At 61.6% G+C, this 19,177-nt stretch carries 13 protein-coding genes; 5 read left to right on the plus strand and 8 right to left on the minus strand.

Annotation, left to right across the window (positions count from 1 at the left end):
* Window positions 1–63: 63 nt before the first annotated feature.
* Together LG409_RS02825 and LG409_RS02830 are read right to left on the minus strand one after the other, a co-directional pair.
* The gene (locus tag LG409_RS02825; RefSeq protein ID WP_227407577.1) at window positions 64–2,088 is read right to left on the minus strand and encodes a CocE/NonD family hydrolase; all 2,025 of its coding nucleotides are present in this window, start codon (window positions 2,086–2,088) and stop codon (window positions 64–66) included.
* Window positions 2,089–2,097: 9 nt separating this feature from the next.
* Window positions 2,098–3,390 carry an ATP-grasp domain-containing protein gene (locus tag LG409_RS02830; protein ID WP_189463891.1) on the minus strand — a complete coding sequence of 431 codons (1,293 nt, stop codon included), beginning with the start codon at window positions 3,388–3,390 and terminating at the stop codon, window positions 2,098–2,100.
* Between the two features lie 504 nt (window positions 3,391–3,894).
* Between LG409_RS02830 and LG409_RS02835 the strand changes: the two genes are divergently transcribed.
* The 3 genes from LG409_RS02835 (at window position 3,895) to LG409_RS02845 (ending at window position 6,771) form a co-directional block, all read left to right on the plus strand.
* Complete coding sequence (locus LG409_RS02835) at window positions 3,895–4,698, plus strand: Crp/Fnr family transcriptional regulator (RefSeq protein ID WP_227407578.1); 804 nt, start codon at window positions 3,895–3,897, stop codon at window positions 4,696–4,698.
* A 287-nt stretch (window positions 4,699–4,985) separates the two neighbouring features.
* Window positions 4,986–5,966 (plus strand): ectoine hydroxylase, encoded by a 981-nt coding sequence (gene thpD / locus LG409_RS02840; protein WP_227407579.1) that lies wholly within the window; start codon window positions 4,986–4,988, stop codon window positions 5,964–5,966.
* A gap of 139 nt (window positions 5,967–6,105) precedes the next feature.
* On the plus strand, window positions 6,106–6,771 hold the full coding sequence (locus LG409_RS02845) for a fumarylacetoacetate hydrolase family protein (RefSeq protein WP_039182787.1): 666 nt from the start codon (window positions 6,106–6,108) through the stop codon (window positions 6,769–6,771).
* Between the two features lie 124 nt (window positions 6,772–6,895).
* Here the strand turns inward: LG409_RS02845 and speA are convergent, their stop codons facing one another.
* Both speA and LG409_RS02855 read right to left on the minus strand, forming a co-directional pair.
* On the minus strand, window positions 6,896–8,806 hold the full coding sequence (gene speA, locus LG409_RS02850) for a biosynthetic arginine decarboxylase (RefSeq protein ID WP_371317415.1): 1,911 nt from the start codon (window positions 8,804–8,806) through the stop codon (window positions 6,896–6,898).
* 8 nt (window positions 8,807–8,814) lie between these two features.
* Entirely contained in the window at window positions 8,815–9,771 is a 957-nt protein-coding gene (locus tag LG409_RS02855) for a homoserine kinase (RefSeq protein ID WP_039182791.1), read from the minus strand.
* Between the two features lie 173 nt (window positions 9,772–9,944).
* Here LG409_RS02855 and polA point away from each other — a divergent pair, with 173 nt between their 5' ends.
* On the plus strand, window positions 9,945–12,710 hold the full coding sequence (gene polA / locus LG409_RS02860) for a DNA polymerase I (RefSeq protein WP_227407580.1): 2,766 nt from the start codon (window positions 9,945–9,947) through the stop codon (window positions 12,708–12,710).
* A 100-nt stretch (window positions 12,711–12,810) separates the two neighbouring features.
* Here polA and LG409_RS02865 read toward each other — a convergent pair whose 3' ends face one another.
* Window positions 12,811–13,836: a Fe(3+) ABC transporter substrate-binding protein gene (locus LG409_RS02865; protein WP_039182799.1), complete on the minus strand. Its 1,026-nt coding sequence runs from the start codon at window positions 13,834–13,836 to the stop codon at window positions 12,811–12,813.
* A 215-nt stretch (window positions 13,837–14,051) separates the two neighbouring features.
* Here LG409_RS02865 and LG409_RS02870 point away from each other — a divergent pair, with 215 nt between their 5' ends.
* Window positions 14,052–15,149: an ABC transporter ATP-binding protein gene (locus LG409_RS02870; protein ID WP_227407581.1), complete on the plus strand. Its 1,098-nt coding sequence runs from the start codon at window positions 14,052–14,054 to the stop codon at window positions 15,147–15,149.
* A 25-nt stretch (window positions 15,150–15,174) separates the two neighbouring features.
* Here the strand turns inward: LG409_RS02870 and LG409_RS02875 are convergent, their stop codons facing one another.
* From LG409_RS02875 to hisD, 3 genes are all read right to left on the minus strand, one after another.
* Complete coding sequence (locus tag LG409_RS02875) at window positions 15,175–16,875, minus strand: ABC transporter permease (RefSeq protein WP_039182805.1); 1,701 nt, start codon at window positions 16,873–16,875, stop codon at window positions 15,175–15,177.
* A 159-nt stretch (window positions 16,876–17,034) separates the two neighbouring features.
* A complete protein-coding gene (locus LG409_RS02880) occupies window positions 17,035–17,787 on the minus strand; it encodes an SDR family NAD(P)-dependent oxidoreductase (protein WP_039182808.1) in 753 nt (250 codons plus the stop codon).
* Complete coding sequence (hisD, locus tag LG409_RS02885) at window positions 17,784–19,094, minus strand: histidinol dehydrogenase (RefSeq protein WP_039182810.1); 1,311 nt, start codon at window positions 19,092–19,094, stop codon at window positions 17,784–17,786. Before hisD ends, LG409_RS02880 begins: the two co-directional genes overlap by 4 nt.
* Window positions 19,095–19,177 lie beyond the last annotated feature (83 nt).

Raw genomic sequence — 19,177 nt, forward strand, 5'->3', positions numbered from 1 at the left:
TTTTGTGGTGGGCCCGCCAGAAAAGCGGGCCGAGCGTCAGAAGATTACAGCCAGTACCGAAAATTACAGATGGTCCCGAGGAATCCTCGACGACCAATTCTTGGAAAACACGCGATACGACTGCTCGTAGGCATCCAGCTGGGCGTGGACGATAAAGTGCGTGTCGGTGCAGCTCAGCACCGTGCGGGTATACACCTCGGTATCCCAATCGCCCCGTTTGAAGTGGCTTTCGGTGAGGGTTTCTCCCCGAGCCGAGGTGAAATCATCCGTCACCGTGCTGTAGTACTCCCGCGCACAGCGGTGTACCTCGGTGCCCGTGTCGTCGATGCAAAAGCGCCCCTGATCGTTGATGACTTCCAGGGTCGAGCGCTTGGTGGCCAGGTCACGGTGCAGCAGCCAATTGTGCTGGCTGGGGGCCAGCGGCGTCGTGGCCAATGGGGGCGCTTGCTCGGGTGGGCCAAAGGGCTGCGCTGGCTCGTGGTCGGGGGCGTGCCGTACCGGCAGGTGCAGCGCGCACTGGTCGTAAATGATATCCACCTGAGCAGGCCGAGGAGAGAGCCATGCCAGCGGCCAGTAAGAGGTAGAGAGCGAGACCCTCAACTGATGGCCAGCAGGGAAGCGCTGGGCAATGCCGTTCATGGGAATGCTCACCCGGTAAGCTTCGCCTGGGGTCAACAGGCTGGGATGAGCATCGCTGTCGCGGTGGGTCAGGTTCAATAGCCCGTAGGTAACGCGGGTGGCCTTGCCGTCCGGGGCCACGTCGGAAAGGCGAACGGCCAGCATGGCCTGGGGCTGGTCGCTGGTCACCGTGAGGGTCACGCTGGGGATGCCGACGATGTCCAGCGGCTCGGAGAGCGGGCCGCTGCTGAAAATCAGCGACCCGCCATCTTCTTCACGCTGGTCGCCGGGCAGGTCGGGCGTGGCGGCGTAGGAGCACCACTTGCCTGCTGCCATGCCCACGCTGATGGGCGACTGCAAGCCCTGGCGGGGCGGCGAGACCTCCTCGGCAGGAGGCACCGTGGTCAAGCGGTAGGGCTGCAGGTAGTAGCGCGTAGGTTGAATGCCCGGAGAGGGCCATTGCGGTTCGCTTACCCAGCGCCCTGGGCGATGGCAATAACGGTTGTCGGGGGGCACGCTGTCCTGCTGCCACACCTGCAGCATGGGGTCGTCCATGATGCCGTTCTGCTTGCCCTTCAGCCAGTAATCCCACCAGCGCAAGGCTTCCTGCAGAAAGCCAATGGCTGGGCCGGGGATGCCCTGATGAGGGTACTTGTGGCCCCAGGGCCCTATCAGGCCCTTGCGCGGTACGTCGAGGTGCTCCATGAGGCGAAACACGGTATTGGTAAAGCCGTCGGCCCATCCGCCTACCGCGTAGACCGGGCAGCGTATGGCATCGTAGCGTTCTCCCACCGAGCTTGCCGTCCAGTAGTCGTCGCGGCGCTGGTGGCGCAGCCACTGGTCGATCCAGAGGCCGCTGTGCTCCATGCGCTCGAACCACATCTCCCGCCAGCGCTCACCGACGATCTCCGGGTCGGGCGGCAGGGCGTTGAAGGCCAGCATGACGGTGGCTTCCGACAGGTTGTCGCCCAGCAGGCAGCCGCCCATGTAGTGCATGTTATCGGCGTACAAATCATCGCTGGAGCAGAGGCTGATGACGGCCTTCAAGGCCGGTGGCTGGCGGGCCGCCACTTGCAGGCTGTTGAAGCCGCCCCACGAAATGCCCATCATGCCGACCTGGCCGTTGCACCAGGGCTGCTCGGCCAGCCAGGCAATCGCCTCCACGGCGTCCTGCTGCTCCTGCTGGGTGTACTCATCGGTGAGCACGCCATCCGAGTCACCGCTACCCCGCATGTCGATGCGAATACAGGCATAACCATGGCCCGCCATGTACGGGTGATTGCCGGCGTCCCGCCCGCGGGTCACGTCGCGCTTGCGGTAAGGGATGTACTCCATGATGGCAGGAAACGTCGTGTCATCTGGCGTTTCGGGCAGCCACAGCTTGGCAGCCAAGCGCTGGCCATCGCTCAGGGGAATAAAGACGTTTTCGATGTGGCGAACGGGGTAGGGAAAGTCGCGGACGATATCCATGGGGTCTCCTTATCGGCGGATCGGTTCGATCTCGAAATTGAGAAAGTCCAGGCAGTATTGATAGCGCTCCTCTATTTCTTCATGGGTCGTGCCGGTGAGATGCAGCGTGCCCAGGCGATAGCAGAAGCTGTCCTGGTGCATCAGCTGGCTGAGCTGCTGGCCGGGGGCGACATCGATGAGCACCTCCGTGTGGGGTAGGCGGGCCTGCAGCTCGGCAATCTCGGCAGGGCTGGGGATGCGTTTGACCACGCCATCCTCGTGGGGGTATGGAATGAAGCATTTGGCCGCCACGGGCGCGACGCCCTGGCGGCTGAGCAGGGAGGGGCGTTGGCCCAGCGCAATGTCCACGGCGATCTCGTGATTGGACATGCCGTCCACCAGCACGAAAATATCGCTATGGGACTGCGAAATGCGGGTGTTGAACTCGATCAGCCAGAGCTGCTGGCGAGCCTCGTCCCACATGAACTCGGCATTGAAGCAGCCATTGTTGTAACCGATGTGGGCCAGAAAGCGCTTGGCGGTATCTACCATCTTGTGATGCACGTGCTCGGGCAAATGGCTGGGATATTCCAGTCGGTCGAACAGAGACGCCGAGTGCTCTGCCTTGGGCTGAGCAATGATGCCGTGCACATTGAACTCGCCCTGGAAGACAGACCCCTCCGGCGCGGCCTGGACACCGCTGATCAGCGACTCCGCGATGCACGCATTGCCTCCCAGGTGGGCGATGTCATCGGGCAGCTCGGCGTAGGCCAGCGCTTCGTTGAAGGCGTCGCCCAACTGACGAATGCCCTGACGAATCTCGCCGATGGCATGGTGAAAGTCCGCCTCGTTCTCGATCTTGAAGCCCAAGTGAGAAGAAAAGGCCTTGACCGGCTTGAGCCAGAACGGAAAGGGCAGGGTGACCTGTGCCAGCGGGTCTTCAGCGAACGGGTCGAGGCCGCAAAAATCGGGCACCACCTCAGGAATGACGTGTTGCTGCTCGATGCGGCTCCACAGCTTGTGCTCGCACTTCAAGACGCTGGTGAGCGAAGGAGAGGGGATTTGATACTGCTGGCACAGCAGGGGCACCATGACGCTGGTGGGGAAGTCCCATTGGGCAATGATGGCATCAATGGTGCCGGGAAATGCCGAGAGCTGTTTTTCGACTCGTTTCAATAACTGGTTGAATGAGACATTGGGTGCCTCGACCGCGCTTTCGACGGTCAATAGTCCATGCAGTTCCAGAGACTTTCTATCTCTTAATGTTTGTAGTGCTTTTTGTTGCTTTTCTTCCAGAGCGATAATAAAGACATTGCGTTTCATGGCCTGCTCCATCAGGTAACGTTAGGCGTGAGATCCTTGTCGCCGTGATGAAGATTATGAAATGAAAAGTTTATTGGCTAGTCTATTATAAGTCGTCAGTTTTAAAATTAATGTATGTGGCAGAGGTGCGTTAAAGCTACAGGAGTGAATGTTTTTGGATGTTGCTGCAATGTTGCTGAAAGAGGGGGTGTTTTGTTGATGGTTTTATGTCGAGTGTTTTAGTGGGCCGTTTTCACAAAGAAAGTTCTGATGGTTTGATGCCGATATTGGGCAGGTTCAATGTAGTGTTATGTTATTAAGGTTTTTTAGGGTTTGCGTGTTTTTCTTAACAAATGTTAATCATGATGGGTTTCCTGGCGTTTGATAGCGCAAACTATGAAAGTTTCTTGTTTGTATGTTTATAGTTGTCTATATTTTTGTCGCGTTATCTTCCTTTTAGTGTATAGAAATTATAAACAATTCCGGGTGAGTATAGCATTTGTCTAACTACAAAGGAGTGTAGAGATGAATAAGGTTACTGCAGAAGAGTATAATCTAGTGGAAGATAGAAGTCGCAATGGTTTGCCGGGTCCCCTGGGGGCCGAGGGTGGTTGTATAAGTATTGGTGAAGTGTTGGGGCTTTACGGTGAGCTGGGGGCAGAGTCACTGGAGGCCTTGGCCAACGTTCGACAAAAACCTGTCGAGCTGAAGAGAAACCAGAAAGTCTTTTCGCTATGCGAGGGGCGTGCCGATATCTTCGTGGTGAAAGAGGGCTGGGCAAGTCTATCCCATGCCACTTCTACACGTGGGCAAGATATTTGTAACGTCTTCATGCCGGGCGATATTATTGGAATGCGAGAAAGCTTTTTCGAAAGTCACGATATCGTGATTCTCTCGCTGACACATTGCAAGTTGGAAAAAGTATCGGTAGATGATTTGCATGCGTTGTTTAAAACCAACGACGAAATTCGCAAGGCCATTACCTCGTATGTCATGGTCAACGACAATATTACCATCGAGCGTTTGCGAAGTTGTACGCATCATCGGTCAGAAGAGCGAGTGGCACACTTCTTGTTGGAAGTCTATGCGCGATTCAATTTCAAAGGCCTGCTGAACAGCAACGTATTCTCCTTTCCGGTGACCCAGGACATCGTAGGAGAGCTTCTGGGCATGACCAGCGTGCACGTCAGCCGCTGCATGACCGCGTTGGAGCAGAAGAAGCTGATCCGCAAGACGCGTAGCAGCATCAAGCTGCTGCAGCCGGAAGAGATGGCGCGTAATACGGGCTTCGACCGGGATTTCATCTACGGCCATATATGCCTGGGTTAGCGCACGTCCCTCGCCCGCCACCCGCGCCGCTTCCCTCGAGCGGCGCTTTTTTTGGGCCGATGTTTATCAAACATTGAAATCCGCTCGTAGTCCGCTGTGCGCAGGGTGGTTGCTGCGGTGGGCCTCAACGGGGTGTTCATGAGCATGAAAAAAATGTCATAACGCACGTTATGAGCGGGGTTCCCAAGGGTTGCAAGCCGTCATGCGTGGGCTAGGCTTCTCCCTGCACTGTGTTTCTGAATGAGACACGTTTTAACTGAAATTTAATCATACAAGGAGTGGATTAGATGACAGTCGGCAATACACCTCTCAAAAACCTGACGGCCCACAAGCAGTACAGCGACATGGCAGATACCCCTTCTGCCAGCAATACGCGAGTGGACCTCTATCCTACTCGGCTGGCCACTGCGCCGGCATCATTGACCCAGGCACGCCGTGACGACGTGGTCAAAGGGCGTGCGCTGCCGGGGCCGCTTACCCAGGCGCAGCTGGATGAGTTCGAGCGCAAGGGCTATCTGTTTATTCCAGACCTGATCCATGGCGACGAGCTGGATGCGCTTCGCGATGAAATCGAGTCGTTGATGAGCAACGATGCTTACCGCGAGCGGGAGTTCAGCATCACCGAGCCGGAAAGCCAGGAGATTCGTTCGCTGTTCGCCGTGCACCATCTCTCTTCCCGTCTGGGGGCGCTGGCCAACGACGAGCGGCTGGCAGGGGCGGCACGTCAGATCATCGGTGACGACCCTTACGTGCATCAGTCGCGCATCAACTACAAGCCCGGCTTTGCAGGCAAGGGGTTCAACTGGCACTCGGATTTCGAGACCTGGCACGCCGAAGACGGTATGCCCAACATGCATGCGGTCAGTGCGTCGCTGATTCTCACCGATAACCACGAGTTCAACGGCCCGTTGATGCTGATTCCAGGGTCGCACAAAGCGTTCGTGCCCTGCCTTGGAGAAACACCCGAGGACAACCACAGGAGTTCGTTGAAAGCCCAGGAGGTCGGGGTGCCCAGCCAGGAGGCACTGCGTCATATGGTCGACCAGTACGGCATCGAAGCGCCGAAGGGGCGAGCAGGGGGCTTGCTGCTGTTCGATTGCAACACGCTGCACGCTTCCAATGCGAACCTGTCGCCGGACCCGCGCAGCAACGTCTTTTTCGTGTTCAATCGGCCGGACAACCGCTGCGGTGCGCCGTTTGCCGCCCCCAAACAGCGCCCAGCGTTTCTGGCCCATGGGCCTGACCAGCCTTGGCAGCCGGGCGTTTAAACGTTTACGTACTTTGGGTACATAAGCCAGGGTGCAAGAAAAGCAGCGGGAAGGTTGTGGAACAAGCGCAAGGGTGGGGTAGACTAGTGCGCCTGTCGTTGCGAATGCGGCACGCATAATGAGAAGGAGAATACCCGCCATGCGTTTTGTTCCACAGTTTACCGATGGCCAGGAGTTTCCCCACGCGCTGGGCAAAGTCGTGTGTGTAGGCCGCAACTACGCCGACCACGCGAAGGAACTGGACAACCCGGTTCCCAGTGAACCGCTGCTGTTCATCAAGCCGGCCACCAGCGTGGTGGATTTGACCAAGCCGCTGGACCCGCCGTTTTCACGCGGTGAAGTGCATTATGAAGTCGAGCTGGCGCTGCTGGTAGGGGAAACCCTGACCCACGCCACTCAGGATGAAGCGGAGCGTGCCATTGCCGGGATCGGCCTGGCGATGGATTTGACGCTGCGCGATGTGCAAACCACGTTGAAAGAGAAAGGCCATCCTTGGGAAATCGCCAAGGCCTTTGATGGGGCTTGCCCGCTGTCCCCGTTCCTGCCGTTGAGCCGCGTGCCCAACTGGAACGCGCTGAGCTTCACGCTGGAGATCGACGGCGAAGAGCGCCAGCACGGCGAAGGCTCGGACATGATCTTTGCGATCCCGACGCTGGTCGCGGAAATGAGCCGTCATTTCACCCTGGAGCCCGGCGATGTCATCCTGACCGGCACGCCTGCTGGCGTGGGTGAGCTGACTCGCGGCGCATCACTGCGCTTCACGCTCACCGGCGGGCTGGAGATCAACACCAGCGTGGTCGAATAAACGACCCCATCGGCTGAGCGTCAAAAGCCCCCGCTGCTCTGGGCAGCGGGGGCTTTTTTTATGCTGGAATGTCAGGCGAGAAGGGGGCTCCTGCCCCCTTACTCCTCCCCCTTACCCCAGAGCGTTACTCCAGATAAGTGTAGCCTTCCAGCCCTTCGGTCAGGCTGGCGGCAAAGTGCGCCTGCTCTTCGGCCGAGAAGCCGCTGGTCACCAGCTGTTCGGTCAGCTTCTGCTTCAGGACGCGGGCATCGAAATTGACGTAGGCCAGCACGTCCGCCACGGTGTCGCCTGCCTGCGGGTTGGAGAGTACCCACTCGCCGTCGGCGCCCAGTGCGGCATCCACCGAGTCGGTATCGCCGAACAGGTTGTGCAGATCGCCGAGAATCTCCTGGTAGGCACCCACCAGGAAAAAGCCCAGCCAGCGCTCGTCATCGTTGGCCCATTCCGGCAGCGGTAGCGTGCTCTCGACGCCCTGGCCGTCCACGTAGCTGTCAATGCGGCCGTCGGAGTCACAGGTGATGTCCTGAATCACCGCGCGGCGAGTGGGCGCCTTGTCCAGCCCGCTGAGTGGCAGTACCGGGAAAATCTGCTCGATCCCCCAGACATCCGGCACCGACTGGAACAGCGAGAAATTGACGAACAGCTTGTCGGCCAGTTTCTCGGCCAGCTCGTCCATGATTTCCCGGTGGGCACGGTTGCGGGTATCGAGCTTGCCCCGCAGGCGCGCGCAGGCAGCCATGTAGAGGCGTTCGCCTTCGGCGCGGGCGCTGATGCTGCTCAAGCCCAGTACGAAACGATCCTGAAGCTCGCTGACGGCTTGCAGCAGGTCGTGCCAGGCTTCGACCAGCACCCTGGGCTCCTGGTGTTCGGCCAGCTGGTCCAGCACGCGCCACAGCTCATCCACCTGGGGGTCGTCGGTAACGCTGCGCACCGGCGGGGTGTGGTCGATACGCTCTTCACCGATCACGTTGGTGATCAGCACCGCATGGTGAGCGGTCAACGAGCGGCCGGATTCACTGATCAGGTGTGGCTGTGGCAAGTCGGCTTCCTGGCACAGCTGAGCGAAGGCGCTGACCACGTTGCGCGCGTACTCCTGCATGGAGTAGTTGGCCGAGCAGTAGCTGCGCGAGCGGGTGCCTTCGTAGTCGATCCCCAGGCCGCCACCCACGTCCACGGTGTCGATGGGGGCGCCCAGCGCCATCAGGTTCTGGTAGAAGCGCGCACATTCGCGCAGGCCGCGCTGAATGTCGCGGATGTTGGCGATCTGGGAGCCCAGGTGGAAGTGCACCAGCTGCAGGCTGGCCAGGGCGTCCTGGGCGCGCAGGGTGTCCACCACTTCCAGGATCTGGCTGGCGGTGAGGCCAAACTTGGACTTTTCGCCACCGGTGTTCTGCCACTTGCCTTTGCCTACCGAGGCCAGGCGCGCGCGCAGGCCGATGCGCGGCGTCACGTCCAGCTCCCGGGCTTCTTCCAGAATCAGGTCCAGCTCGGAGAGTTTTTCCACCACCAGATAGACGCGGTGGCCCAGCTTCTCGCCCAACAGCGCCAGGCGCACGTATTCGCGGTCTTTATAGCCGTTGCAGACGATCAGCGACGAACCGCCGTCGGAGAGCGCCAGGACGGCCAGCAGCTCGGGCTTGCTGCCCGCTTCGAGCCCTACGCGACCGTTGCCCCGCTCCGAGGTGGCCAGAATCTCTTCGACCACGCGGCGCTGCTGGTTGACCTTGATCGGGTACACTGCCGTGTAGCCGCCTTCATAGGCCACATCCTGCATGGCGGCGTCGAAGGCGCCACACAGCTGCTCGACGCGATCGTGAAGAATGTCACTGAAGCGTACCAGCACCGGTAAGCGCAGGCCGGCCTGCTGCAGCTGGCGAACCAGCGCGCTGATCGGCAGGGCAGGGCCTTCGGCATCGCTGCCCAGGGGGCGCACCAGCGCCTGGCCGTGGTCATCGACATCGAAGTAACCGCTGCCCCACTGGTCCATGTTCCAGGTACGACGGGCGCGTACGGCGGGGCTGCTGGTTGCGGCCATGTCACTCATCAGGAAGCCTCCGGGATAGGGAGTGCCCCCAGCGCGATGCGTGCCTTGAGAATCACGCGGAAACGCTCGGGGTCGTGGGGGGTCAGGTCATGGGCAGGCGGGTCCACATACACCACCAGCAGGCGCGACAGCCAGTAGCGCAACGCCGTCAAGCGCAGCATGGTGGGCCACAGGGCCCGCTCGGTGTCGGTCAGTGGGCGGCGTGCCTGGTAGGCGCTTAAAATCGCCTGATAGCGCTCGGCGTTCAGGCTGCCGTCCTCGTTGGAGGCCCAGTCGTTGATGACGATGGCCAGGTCGAACAGCAGGTCGCCGGTGCAGCCATTGTAGAAGTCGATGATGCCGCCCAACTGGTCGCCTTCATACAGGGTGTTGTCACGGAACAGGTCTCCGTGCAGCGCCCCCTGGGGCAGCGCGCCATACTGGCTGAACGCGGTCTCGAAATCATCGACCTCGTTTTTCATCAGGGTCTGGTCGTCGGGGCTGATGTAGGTCAGCACCTTGTGATGCACGGCGCGCAGCCAGTGCAGATCGCGGGGGTTGGGACGATGCCCCGGGAAATGCTGCGAGACCTTGTGCATACGCCCCAGCGCGCTGCCCAGCGCCTGGCACTGGACCAGGTTGGGGGCGGTGGGGTGCTTGCCGGGCAAGCGCGGGAACAGCAGGGCCGGTTTGCCCGCCAGGCTGTGCAGCGCCACCCCTTCGCGGTCATGAATGGTGCCCGGTACGGGCAGGCCGTGTTCATCCAGGTAGTCCAGCAGCTCGACGAAGAACGGCAGCTCTTCGTGCTCGCCTTGTTCGAACAGCGTGAGCACCATCTCGCGGCGCTCGGTGGTCACGAAAAACGTCGAGTTTTCCGTGCCGCCTGCCACGCCCTGAAGGGACACCAGGCTGCCAACATCGAATTTTTCCAGAAACGCGGCGACCTGTGCGTCGCTCAGCGGAGTAAATACAGCCATGAGAATCTCGCCCAGGTTGCTAAGCCGGTCATTGTAGCGGCTTGGCGCGTCAGTTGGCAGCGCTGTGAACGGTGAAGGGTCGCTTTCGCAGTGCTTTTCTGCAGTCGCGCCGCCGAACGCGTATCATTGAAGAATAGACGCTCTTACTGTTCTGCTGACTATGGAATCTGGTTATGGCCCGTGCCCCTATCGTGCTAGTTGATGGCTCTTCGTACCTTTACCGTGCGTTCCACGCGCTGCCGCCGCTGACGAACTCCAACGGCCAGCCCACGGGCGCCGTGAAAGGCGTGCTGAACATGCTCAAGCGGCTGATCAAGGACTACCCCGATAGCCCCATGGCGGTGGTCTTCGATGCGCCAGGCAAGACGTTTCGCGACGACATGTACAGCGATTACAAGTCCCACCGCCCGCCGATGCCCGATGACCTGCGTAGCCAGATCGAACCGCTACACGCCTGCGTGAAAGCGCTGGGGCTGCCGCTGCTGTGCATCGAAGGCGTCGAAGCCGACGATGTCATCGGCACGCTGGCGCATCACGCCACCCAGGCCGGGCGCGACGCCGTGATCTCCACCGGCGACAAGGACATGGCCCAGCTGGTGAACCGCCATATCACGCTGGTCAATACCATGAAGGAAGAGACCTTGGATGAGGCCGGTGTCGAGGAGAAGTTTGGGCTGCCGCCTGCGCTGATCATCGACTTCCTTGCGCTGATGGGCGACAAGGTGGACAACATTCCTGGCGTGCCCGGCGTAGGAGAAAAAACCGCCATTGGCCTGCTGCAAGGCATGGGTGGCGGGCTGGAGACCATCTATGGCGACCTGGAACGAGTCACCACGCTGGGCTTTCGAGGAGCCAAGACACTCCCCAAGAAACTGGAAGAGCACCGCGAACAGGCGTTTCTCTCCTATCGGCTGGCCACCATCAAGGTCGACTGCGACCTGCCCGTAGGGCTGGACGACCTGGAGATCGCCCACCCGGATCGGGAAGCGCTGGTGGCGCTCTACAAGGAGATGGAGTTCAAGCAGTGGCTGGCGGAGCTGCTGGAGGGCAAGGACGAGGGCGTGGACGACGTCAGCGGCGGCCAGCCAGCCCCGCAGGCCGAGCAGGTGGCGTCGGGCACGGCCCCTGGCCCACGCCACGACCACGTGATCACCGAGCAGGTCGAGCTGGACGCGTGGCTTGAGCGGCTGCGCAGCGCCGAGCGCTTCTGCTTCGATCTGGAAACCACCAGCCTCAACTACATGGATGCCGAAATCGTCGGGGTCGGCCTGGCGCTGGAGCCCGGTGAAGCGGCCTATATCCCGCTGGCCCACGACTATCTGGATGCGCCTGCCCAGCTCGACCGCCGCAGCGTTCTCGAGGCGCTCAAGCCGCTGCTGGAAGATCCCGGCAAAACCAAGATCGGCCAGAACCTCAAGTACGATATTTCCGTATTGGCCAACGTGGATATTCACGTCACGGGGCCGTTTGCCGATACCATGCTGGCGTCCTACGTGCTCAACTCCACCGCGACCCGCCACGACATGGACTCGCTGGCCCTCAAGTACCTGGGGGAAAAGACCATCTCCTTCGAGGAGATTGCCGGGAAAGGCGCCAAGCAGCTCACCTTCAACCAGATAGCTCTGGAACAGGCCGCGCCCTACGCCTGCGAAGACGTGGACATTACCCTGCGCCTGCAGCAGACGCTGCGCCCGCAGGTCGAGCAGGAAGGCCGCCTGGCCGAGGTGCTCGATCATCTGGAGCTGCCGCTGATCAAGGTGCTGTCGCGGATCGAGCGTAACGGGGTGGCGCTGGATGCCGAGCGCCTGCACCAGCAGAGCCAGCAGCTGGAGCAGCGTATTCGCGAGCTTGAAAGTGAAGCCTTCGAGCTGGCGGGCCGCGAGTTCAACCTGGGGTCCCCCAAGCAGCTGGGCCAGATTCTGTTCGAAGAGCAGAAAATTCCGGTCATCAAGAAAACGCCCAAGGGCGCGCCTTCCACCGCCGAAGCCGTGCTGGAAGAGCTGGCGCTGGACTACCCCTTGCCCAAGGTGATCATGCAGCACCGTGGCCTGGCCAAGCTGAAGTCCACCTATACCGACAAGCTGCCGCGCCTGTTGAACAAGAAAACCGGCCGCGTGCACACCAGCTATCACCAGGCGGTGACCGCCACCGGGCGGCTCTCCTCGTCGGACCCGAACCTGCAGAACATCCCGATTCGTACCGAAGAGGGGCGCAAGATTCGCCAGGCCTTCGTGGCCCGCCCCGGGTATCGCATCGTGGCCGCGGACTACTCGCAGATCGAGCTGCGCATCATGGCCCACCTGTCGGAAGACAAGGGGCTGCTGGAAGCCTTCGAACAGGGCCGCGACATTCATACCGCCACCGCCGCCGAAGTGTTTGGCACCGCGCTGGACAAGGTCACCGCCGACCAGCGCCGCAGTGCCAAGGCGATCAACTTCGGTCTGATCTATGGCATGAGCGCCTGGGGGCTGTCGCGTCAGCTGCATCTCGAACGCCAGCAGGCGCAGACCTACATCGACCGCTACTTCGACCGTTACCCCGGCGTTGCCCGCTACATGGACCGCATTCGCAGTCAGGCTGCCGACAACGGCTTCGTCGAGACCGTCATGGGGCGGCGGCTCTACCTGCCCGAGATCCACTCGCAGAACCGCAACCGCCGTCAGGGGGCCGAGCGCACCGCAATCAACGCGCCCATGCAGGGCACGGCGGCAGACATCATCAAGCAGGCGATGATCGACGTGGACGCGTGGCTGGCGGAAGGCGCGTTCGATGCCCTGATGGTCATGCAGGTGCACGACGAACTGGTGTTCGAGGTGGCTGAAGCTCAGGTAGACGCGTTCATCGAGGAGGTCAGTGCACGGATGCAGTCGGCGGCCACACTGAGCGTGCCGCTGATCGTGGAAGCCCAGAGCGGCGCTAACTGGGACGAAGCACACTAAAGGAAGAAGCGCACCAGGCGCCGTTCAAACACTGGCTGACTGGCCATCCACAAAAAACCCCACCTTGCGGTGGGGTTTTGCATACTGCTTGGGCCAGCGCTTAGCGCCAGTTGACGCGGTCGAAAATGCGCACGGCTTCCGGGTTGTTGTTACCCAGCTCGCTGATGTTCACTTCGTCACGCTGGAAGTCGCCCCAGGATTCCAGAACCGGGTTCTTCTTCACGCCATCGACCACCGGGAACTCGTAGTTACGCTCGGCCAGCACTTCCTGGGCCTGGTCGGAAGCCAGGAACTCGAGGAAGCGGATGCCGTTCTCGGCGTTCTGCGCGTTGGCGACCAGACCTGCACCACCCACGTTGATGTGCGTGCCGCGATCATCCTGGTTCGGGAAGATCACGCCCACTTTACGGGCGGCTTCGCGGTCGGAAGCTTCGCTGGAGTGCAGCAGACGAACATAGTAGTAGTGGTTGGCCACGCCCAGCTCGCATTCGCCGCTGGCCACGCCCAGAATCTGGTCGGTATCACCGCCTTCCGGGTTGCGCGCCAGGTTGTTGACCACGCCCTGTGCCCACTCTTGCGCTTCTTCCGCACCGTGGTGCTCGATCATCGAGGCCAACAGAGACTGGTTGTAGATGTTGTTGGAAGAGCGGATACAGATCTTGCCTTCGAACTGCGGGTCGGCCAGGTCTTCATAAGTAGCGATCTGGCTCGGGTCGAAGTTCTCACGGTTGTAGAAAATCACCCGTGCGCGCTGGCTGAAGCCAAACCACATGCCTTCGGGATGACGCATGGATTCCGGCAGGCGCTCGTTCAGCACGTCGGAATCCACGGCCTGGAACAGGCCATCCTGCTCGGCACGCCACAGGTTGCCGGCATCCACGGTCAGCATGACGTCGGCAGGGCTGGCCACGCCTTCACGCTGCATACGCTCCATCAACTGATTGGCGTCGCCTTCCAGCACATTCACCTTGATACCCGTTTCTTCGGTGAACGCGTTGTACAGAATCTCGTCTGAGTCGTAGTGGCGAGCGGAGTAGATGTTGACCTCGTTGGCCAGTGTGCTGCTGGCAAATGCCGAGCCAGCCATGACGGCGGCGACAGAGACTGCAAGACGTGCCTTTTTCATAACATACACCCTAAATGTTTATGATAATAAGTTGCATTGGCAAACTGCGCCTATTGAAACGTCTTGTTCCATGGACGTCAAGCGAAATGCTAATGACACGCAACACTTTTTGTGCATGTACGTGCATCTGCCGCCAATAGAAAATAGAATGCAAATAACTTTCAACCGTGTTCGCAGTCAGGCATCTGCGCTGCGCACTAACCATGGGTGAACGAATGACGGCAACGGTGTCATTTTCAGAGGTGGCAGCACCGGCGGCGGCGCTGTCGCTGCGGGGTGTCGAGCACACGTTTGCAGCCAACAAGGTGGTCAAGGGCATCGACCTGGAGATCGGCCAGGGCGAAGTGGTGTGCCTGCTGGGCCCTTCCGGCTGCGGCAAGACCACCCTGCTGCGTATCGCGGCAGGCCTGGAGGTGGTGCAGGAAGGCGAGGTCAGCCTGGACGGGCAGGCCATCGCGGCCCCTGGCAAGCGCCATGTGCCGCCCGAAAAGCGCAACGTGGGCCTGGCGTTCCAGGATTCGGCGCTGTTTCCCCATCTGAGCGTGTTGGAAAACGTCACCTTTGGCCTGAAACAGCTGCCCTCCAGCCAGCGCCGCGCGCGTGCTTTGGAGCTGTTGGACCAGCTGGGCATGGCCGCCTATGCCGAGACTTACCCGCACATGCTGTCGGGAGGCCAGCAGCAGCGTGTCGCGCTGGCCCGCGCGCTGGCGCCTACGCCGCGGCTGATGCTGCTGGACGAGCCCTTTTCCAGCCTGGATGCCCGGCTGCGGGATCATATCCGAGACGACACGCTGCACGTGTTGAAAAAGCTGGGTTCGGCCACGCTGCTGGTGACCCACGACCCGGAAGAGGCGATGTTCATGGCGGACCGCATCGCACTGATGCGCGATGGCAAGATCGTCCAGACCGGCACGCCTCGCGAGCTTTACTGTGCGCCCATCGACCCCTTCGTGGTGACCTTCTTTGGCGAGGTCAACGAGCTGGCGGGAGTGGTGCAAGGCGGGCGAGTGCAGACCCCCGTGGGCGCAGTGGATGCCAGCTGGCTGCCGGAAGGCAGTGACGTGCAGGTGATGATTCGCCCCGAGGCGCTGCGCATTCAGGAGCGAGACCTGCCAGCCGAAGCCCACAGCCATAGCCACGTGGTCATGGCCAAGCTGCTGGGCCGCACCAGCCTGATCCACCTGTGTGCCCATGGCAACGATGGCCAGGAAGCGCACCTGCATGCCCGGGTACCTGGGGTGTTCCTGCCCCAGGAGGGCCAGCCCATCGACATCGATCTGGACCACTCCCAGGTCTTCATCTTCCCACGTTGAGGCGCGGGAAGATGTGTGTTTGAACTTACTCGGCCTGGCTGCCGGGGCGTGCTCGGCGCATTGCCAGGCTGAGGAGAATCACCGGTAGAATCCCCACCACCACGATGGTCAGCGAGGCCGTGGAGGCCTCCGCCAGCCGCTCGTCCGACGCCAGGTTATGGGCGCGTACCGCCAGCGTATCGAAGTTGAACGGCCGCAGGATGATGGTGGCCGGCAGCTCCTTCATGGCATCGACGAAGACCAGAATCCCCGCCGCCAACAGGCTGCTGCGCATCAGGGGCGTATGAATGCGTCGCAGCGTGCCCCCTGCGGTTTGGCCCAGGGTGCGCGAGGCGGCATCCATGCTGGGGGTGACCTTGCCCAGGCTGGCTTCCACGGCATTGAACGACACCGCCAGAAAGCGCACCACGTAGGCGTAGATCAGAATGAAGGCCGTGCCGCTGAAGACCAGCCCGATAATCTTGCCGTAGTTGGCGTGCAGCCAGGAGTTGAGGGTGTGGTCCAGCCAGGCAAAGGGAATCAGAATGCCGACCGCCACCACGGAGCCCGGAATGGCGTAGCCCATGGCCGCAATGCGGGTGAACAGGCGTGCGCTGGGGGAGTTGTTGAGGCGTACGCCATAGCTCAGCAGTACCGCCAGCCCCACCGCAATCAGGGCCGCAATGGCCGACAGCGAGAGGCTGTTCAGGGCGAATCCGATGAAGCGCGTGCCGAACAGGCTGTCGCCAATCCGAATCGCCATGTTCAAGAGCAGGCCGCTGGGCAGCAGGAAGCCGATGGTGATGGGCAGCAGGCAGGCCAGAAACGCGCCGGTGGCCTGCCAGCCGCGCAGACGGTACTCGGGCAACTGCTGGTAACGACTGGAGGTATGGAAGTAACGCCGCTTGCCCCGTGACCAGCGCTCCAGCAGTACCAGCACGATCACGAAGGTCAGCAGGCAGGCCGCCAGCTGTGCGGCCGCCACCGGCTCGCCCAGTCCGAACCAGGTGCGGTAGATACCGGTGGTGAAGGTATCCACGCCGAAGAATTGCACCGCCCCGAACTCATTGAGGGTTTCCATCAGCACCAGCGATACGCCGCCCACCAGCGCAGGCCGCGCCAGGGGCAGGGCCACGGTGCCAAACAGGTGCCATGGCCCGCGCCCCAGCGTGCGTCCCACGTCCAGTACGCACACCGACTGCTCCAGGAACGAGGCCCTGGCCAGCAGGTAGACGTAGGGGTAGAGCACGAAGGTGATCAGCGTGATGGCGCCCCCCAGCGAGCGAATGTTGGGAAAGTAGTAGTCGCCCACTCGCCAGTCGAACCACTCCCGCAGCATGCTCTGCAGCGGCCCGGCCACCTGCAGGAAATCCGTGTAGGCATAGGCGATCACGTAGGTGGGAACGGCCAGCGGCAGCAGCAGCGCCCACTCGAAGATGCGCTTGCCGGGAAAGCGGCACATGACCACCAGCCAGGCGGTTCCCGTGCCAATCACCAAGGTACCGAGGCCTACCCACAGCACCAGCCAGAAGGTATTGCTGAGATAGCGGGGCAGGACGGTGCTGGCCAGGTGCTGCCAGATGCCGTCGGTGGGCAGCACGATATGGCCCAGAACCACCAGAATCGGCAGTGCCACGGTCAGCGCGATGAGAAACAGCGCAATAGACCAGGGGTTGAGCGACAGCGCAAAGCGTGAAGCGACCCCTGACAGCAGAGCTGATGATGAGCGGCGAGCGGGCGTGGACACGTCGTGATCTCCTTGGACGAGAGGCTGCGTGGCTCGTCAATGCGAAAAAATAGCGGTTGCAAATAGTATCACCTGCGCCGATGGGGTGCAGCTCATCGGCCGCCCATTAAAAAACCCTGCCCGTGGGGCAGGGTCGAGGCGTGTAGCCGTGGGGCTCCTTCAGTGGGCGGTCCAGCCGCCATCCACCATCAGCGCGCTGCCCGTGACCAGCGCAGCGGCAGGCGATGCCAGAAACACCACGGGTCCCATCAGGTCCTCCAGCTGGCCCAGACGGCCCAGCGGGATCTTGCCAATGACCTGCTCCTTGAAGCCGGGCTCGGCCAGGAACGGGCGCGTCATGGGCGTTTCCACGAAGGTGGGGCAGAGCGTATTCACCCGGATGCCCCGAGGGCCCAGCTCTACCGCCATGGCCTTGGTCATGCCTTCTACCGCAGCCTTGGAAGCGCAGTACAAGGTGCGGTTGGCAGCGCCCACGTGGCCCATTTGTGATGAGACATGGATGACGCTGCCGCCTGCGGGCATGTGCGCCACGACGGCCTGGGTGAGGAAATAGGTGGCCTTGACGTTGAGGTCCATGACTGCCGCATAGTCCTCCTGGCTGACCTCCTGCAGGGGCTTGGGTCGATTGGTGCCCGCGTTGTTCACCAGGATATCGAAGTGCCTGCCGGCAATGGCCCGTTGCAGGGCCGCGTGGTCGTTGATGTCCAGCGCGATACCTTCCGCCTGCCAGCCAGCGGCTTGCAGGCTGGCCACGGCCTCGTCAAGCGTGGCCGGGTTGCGGGCCACCAGCGTGACGCTGGCGCCCGCGTTGGCCAGCGCGCAGGCGCAGGCAAACCCGATGCCCTGGCTGGCGCCGGTGACCAGCGCCTGCATGCCGTCCAGCCTGAAGCCGGGGGCCTGGGGAAGGTTCATGCGTCCACCGCCGAGGCGTAGGGCACCTCCTGTTTGCCATAGCGGCGCACGCGCTCGTTGGCCTGTTCGGCGTGGCCTGCAAAGCCTTCCAGCATGCAGAGTCGTGAGCAGTAGCTGCCGATCTCAGCCGAGGCTTCATCGGTCAATACCCGCTGATAGGTGCAGGTCTTGAGGAACTTGCCCACCCACAGGCCGCCCGTGTAGCGCGCTGCCTTTTTGGTGGGCAGCGTGTGGTTGGTGCCAATCACCTTGTCCCCATAGGCGACGTTGGTGCGCGGGCCAAGGAACAGCGCGCCGTAGTTGGTCATATTCTCCAGGTAGAAATCCGGGTCTTCGGTCATGACCTGAACGTGCTCGTAAGCCATCTCGTTGGCGACTTGCAGCATTTCCTCGTGGGTGTCACAGACGATGATTTCTCCATGACTCTCCCAGGCCTGGCGCGCGATATCGGCGGTGGGCAGTTTCTGCAGCAGTTCCTCGATGGCCGCCAGGGTGTCCCGGGCCAGCGCTTCGGAATTGGTCAGCAGGGCGGCGGGGGAGGTCGGGCCATGCTCTGCCTGCCCCAGCAGGTCGGTGGCGCACAGCAAGCCGTCCACGCTCTCGTCGGCAATCACCAGCGTCTCGGTGGGGCCCGCGAACAGGTCGATGCCGACACGGCCATATAGCTGGCGCTTGGCCTCGGCGACGAACGCATTGCCAGGGCCCACCAGCATGTCCACTGGCGCGATGGAGTCGCTGCCGATGGCCATGGCGCCCACGGCCTGAACGCCGCCGAGTACCAGAATCTCATCCGCGCCTGCCAGGTGCATGGCTGCCACGATGGCGGGGTGGGGCTTGCCCTTGTAGGGCGGCGCCGCCGCGATGACGCGTTTCACCCCGGCGACCTTGGCCGTCAGGACGCTCATGTGGGCAGACGCCACCATAGGGTAGGAACCCCCGGGGATATAGCAGCCCACTGCGTTCATCGGCAGATGTTTGTGGCCAAGGATGACGCCGGGGCGGGTTTCGATCTCGACCGGCTGCATGGAGGCCAGCTGCGCCTCGGCAAAGCGACGTATCTGGGCTTGGGCAAAGCGGATGTCGTCCAGATCACGCTCGGACACTTCGCTCATGGCCTGAGCAATCTCGGCTTCGCTCAAACGGAAGTTTTCCGGTGACCAGCCATCGAACTTTTCCGACAGCTCGCGAATGGCGGCATCGCCTCGGGCCTGGATGTCGGCCAGCGTACGCTCGACGGTTTCGCGTACCTGGCGGTCCGCTTCGGCGCGGGTTTCGAGGGAGGCACCGGCTTTGAGGTGGCGAATCATGACGCTCTCCTGAAAGGATTGTTATTGGGTAGAGTCAGCTGGGTAGGGTCAGCATGATGGAGCAGAATAAGGCTAGGGCCTGT

Source organism: Halomonas sp. NyZ770 (genome assembly GCF_020616575.1).
GTDB lineage: Bacteria > Pseudomonadota > Gammaproteobacteria > Pseudomonadales > Halomonadaceae > Vreelandella > Vreelandella hamiltonii.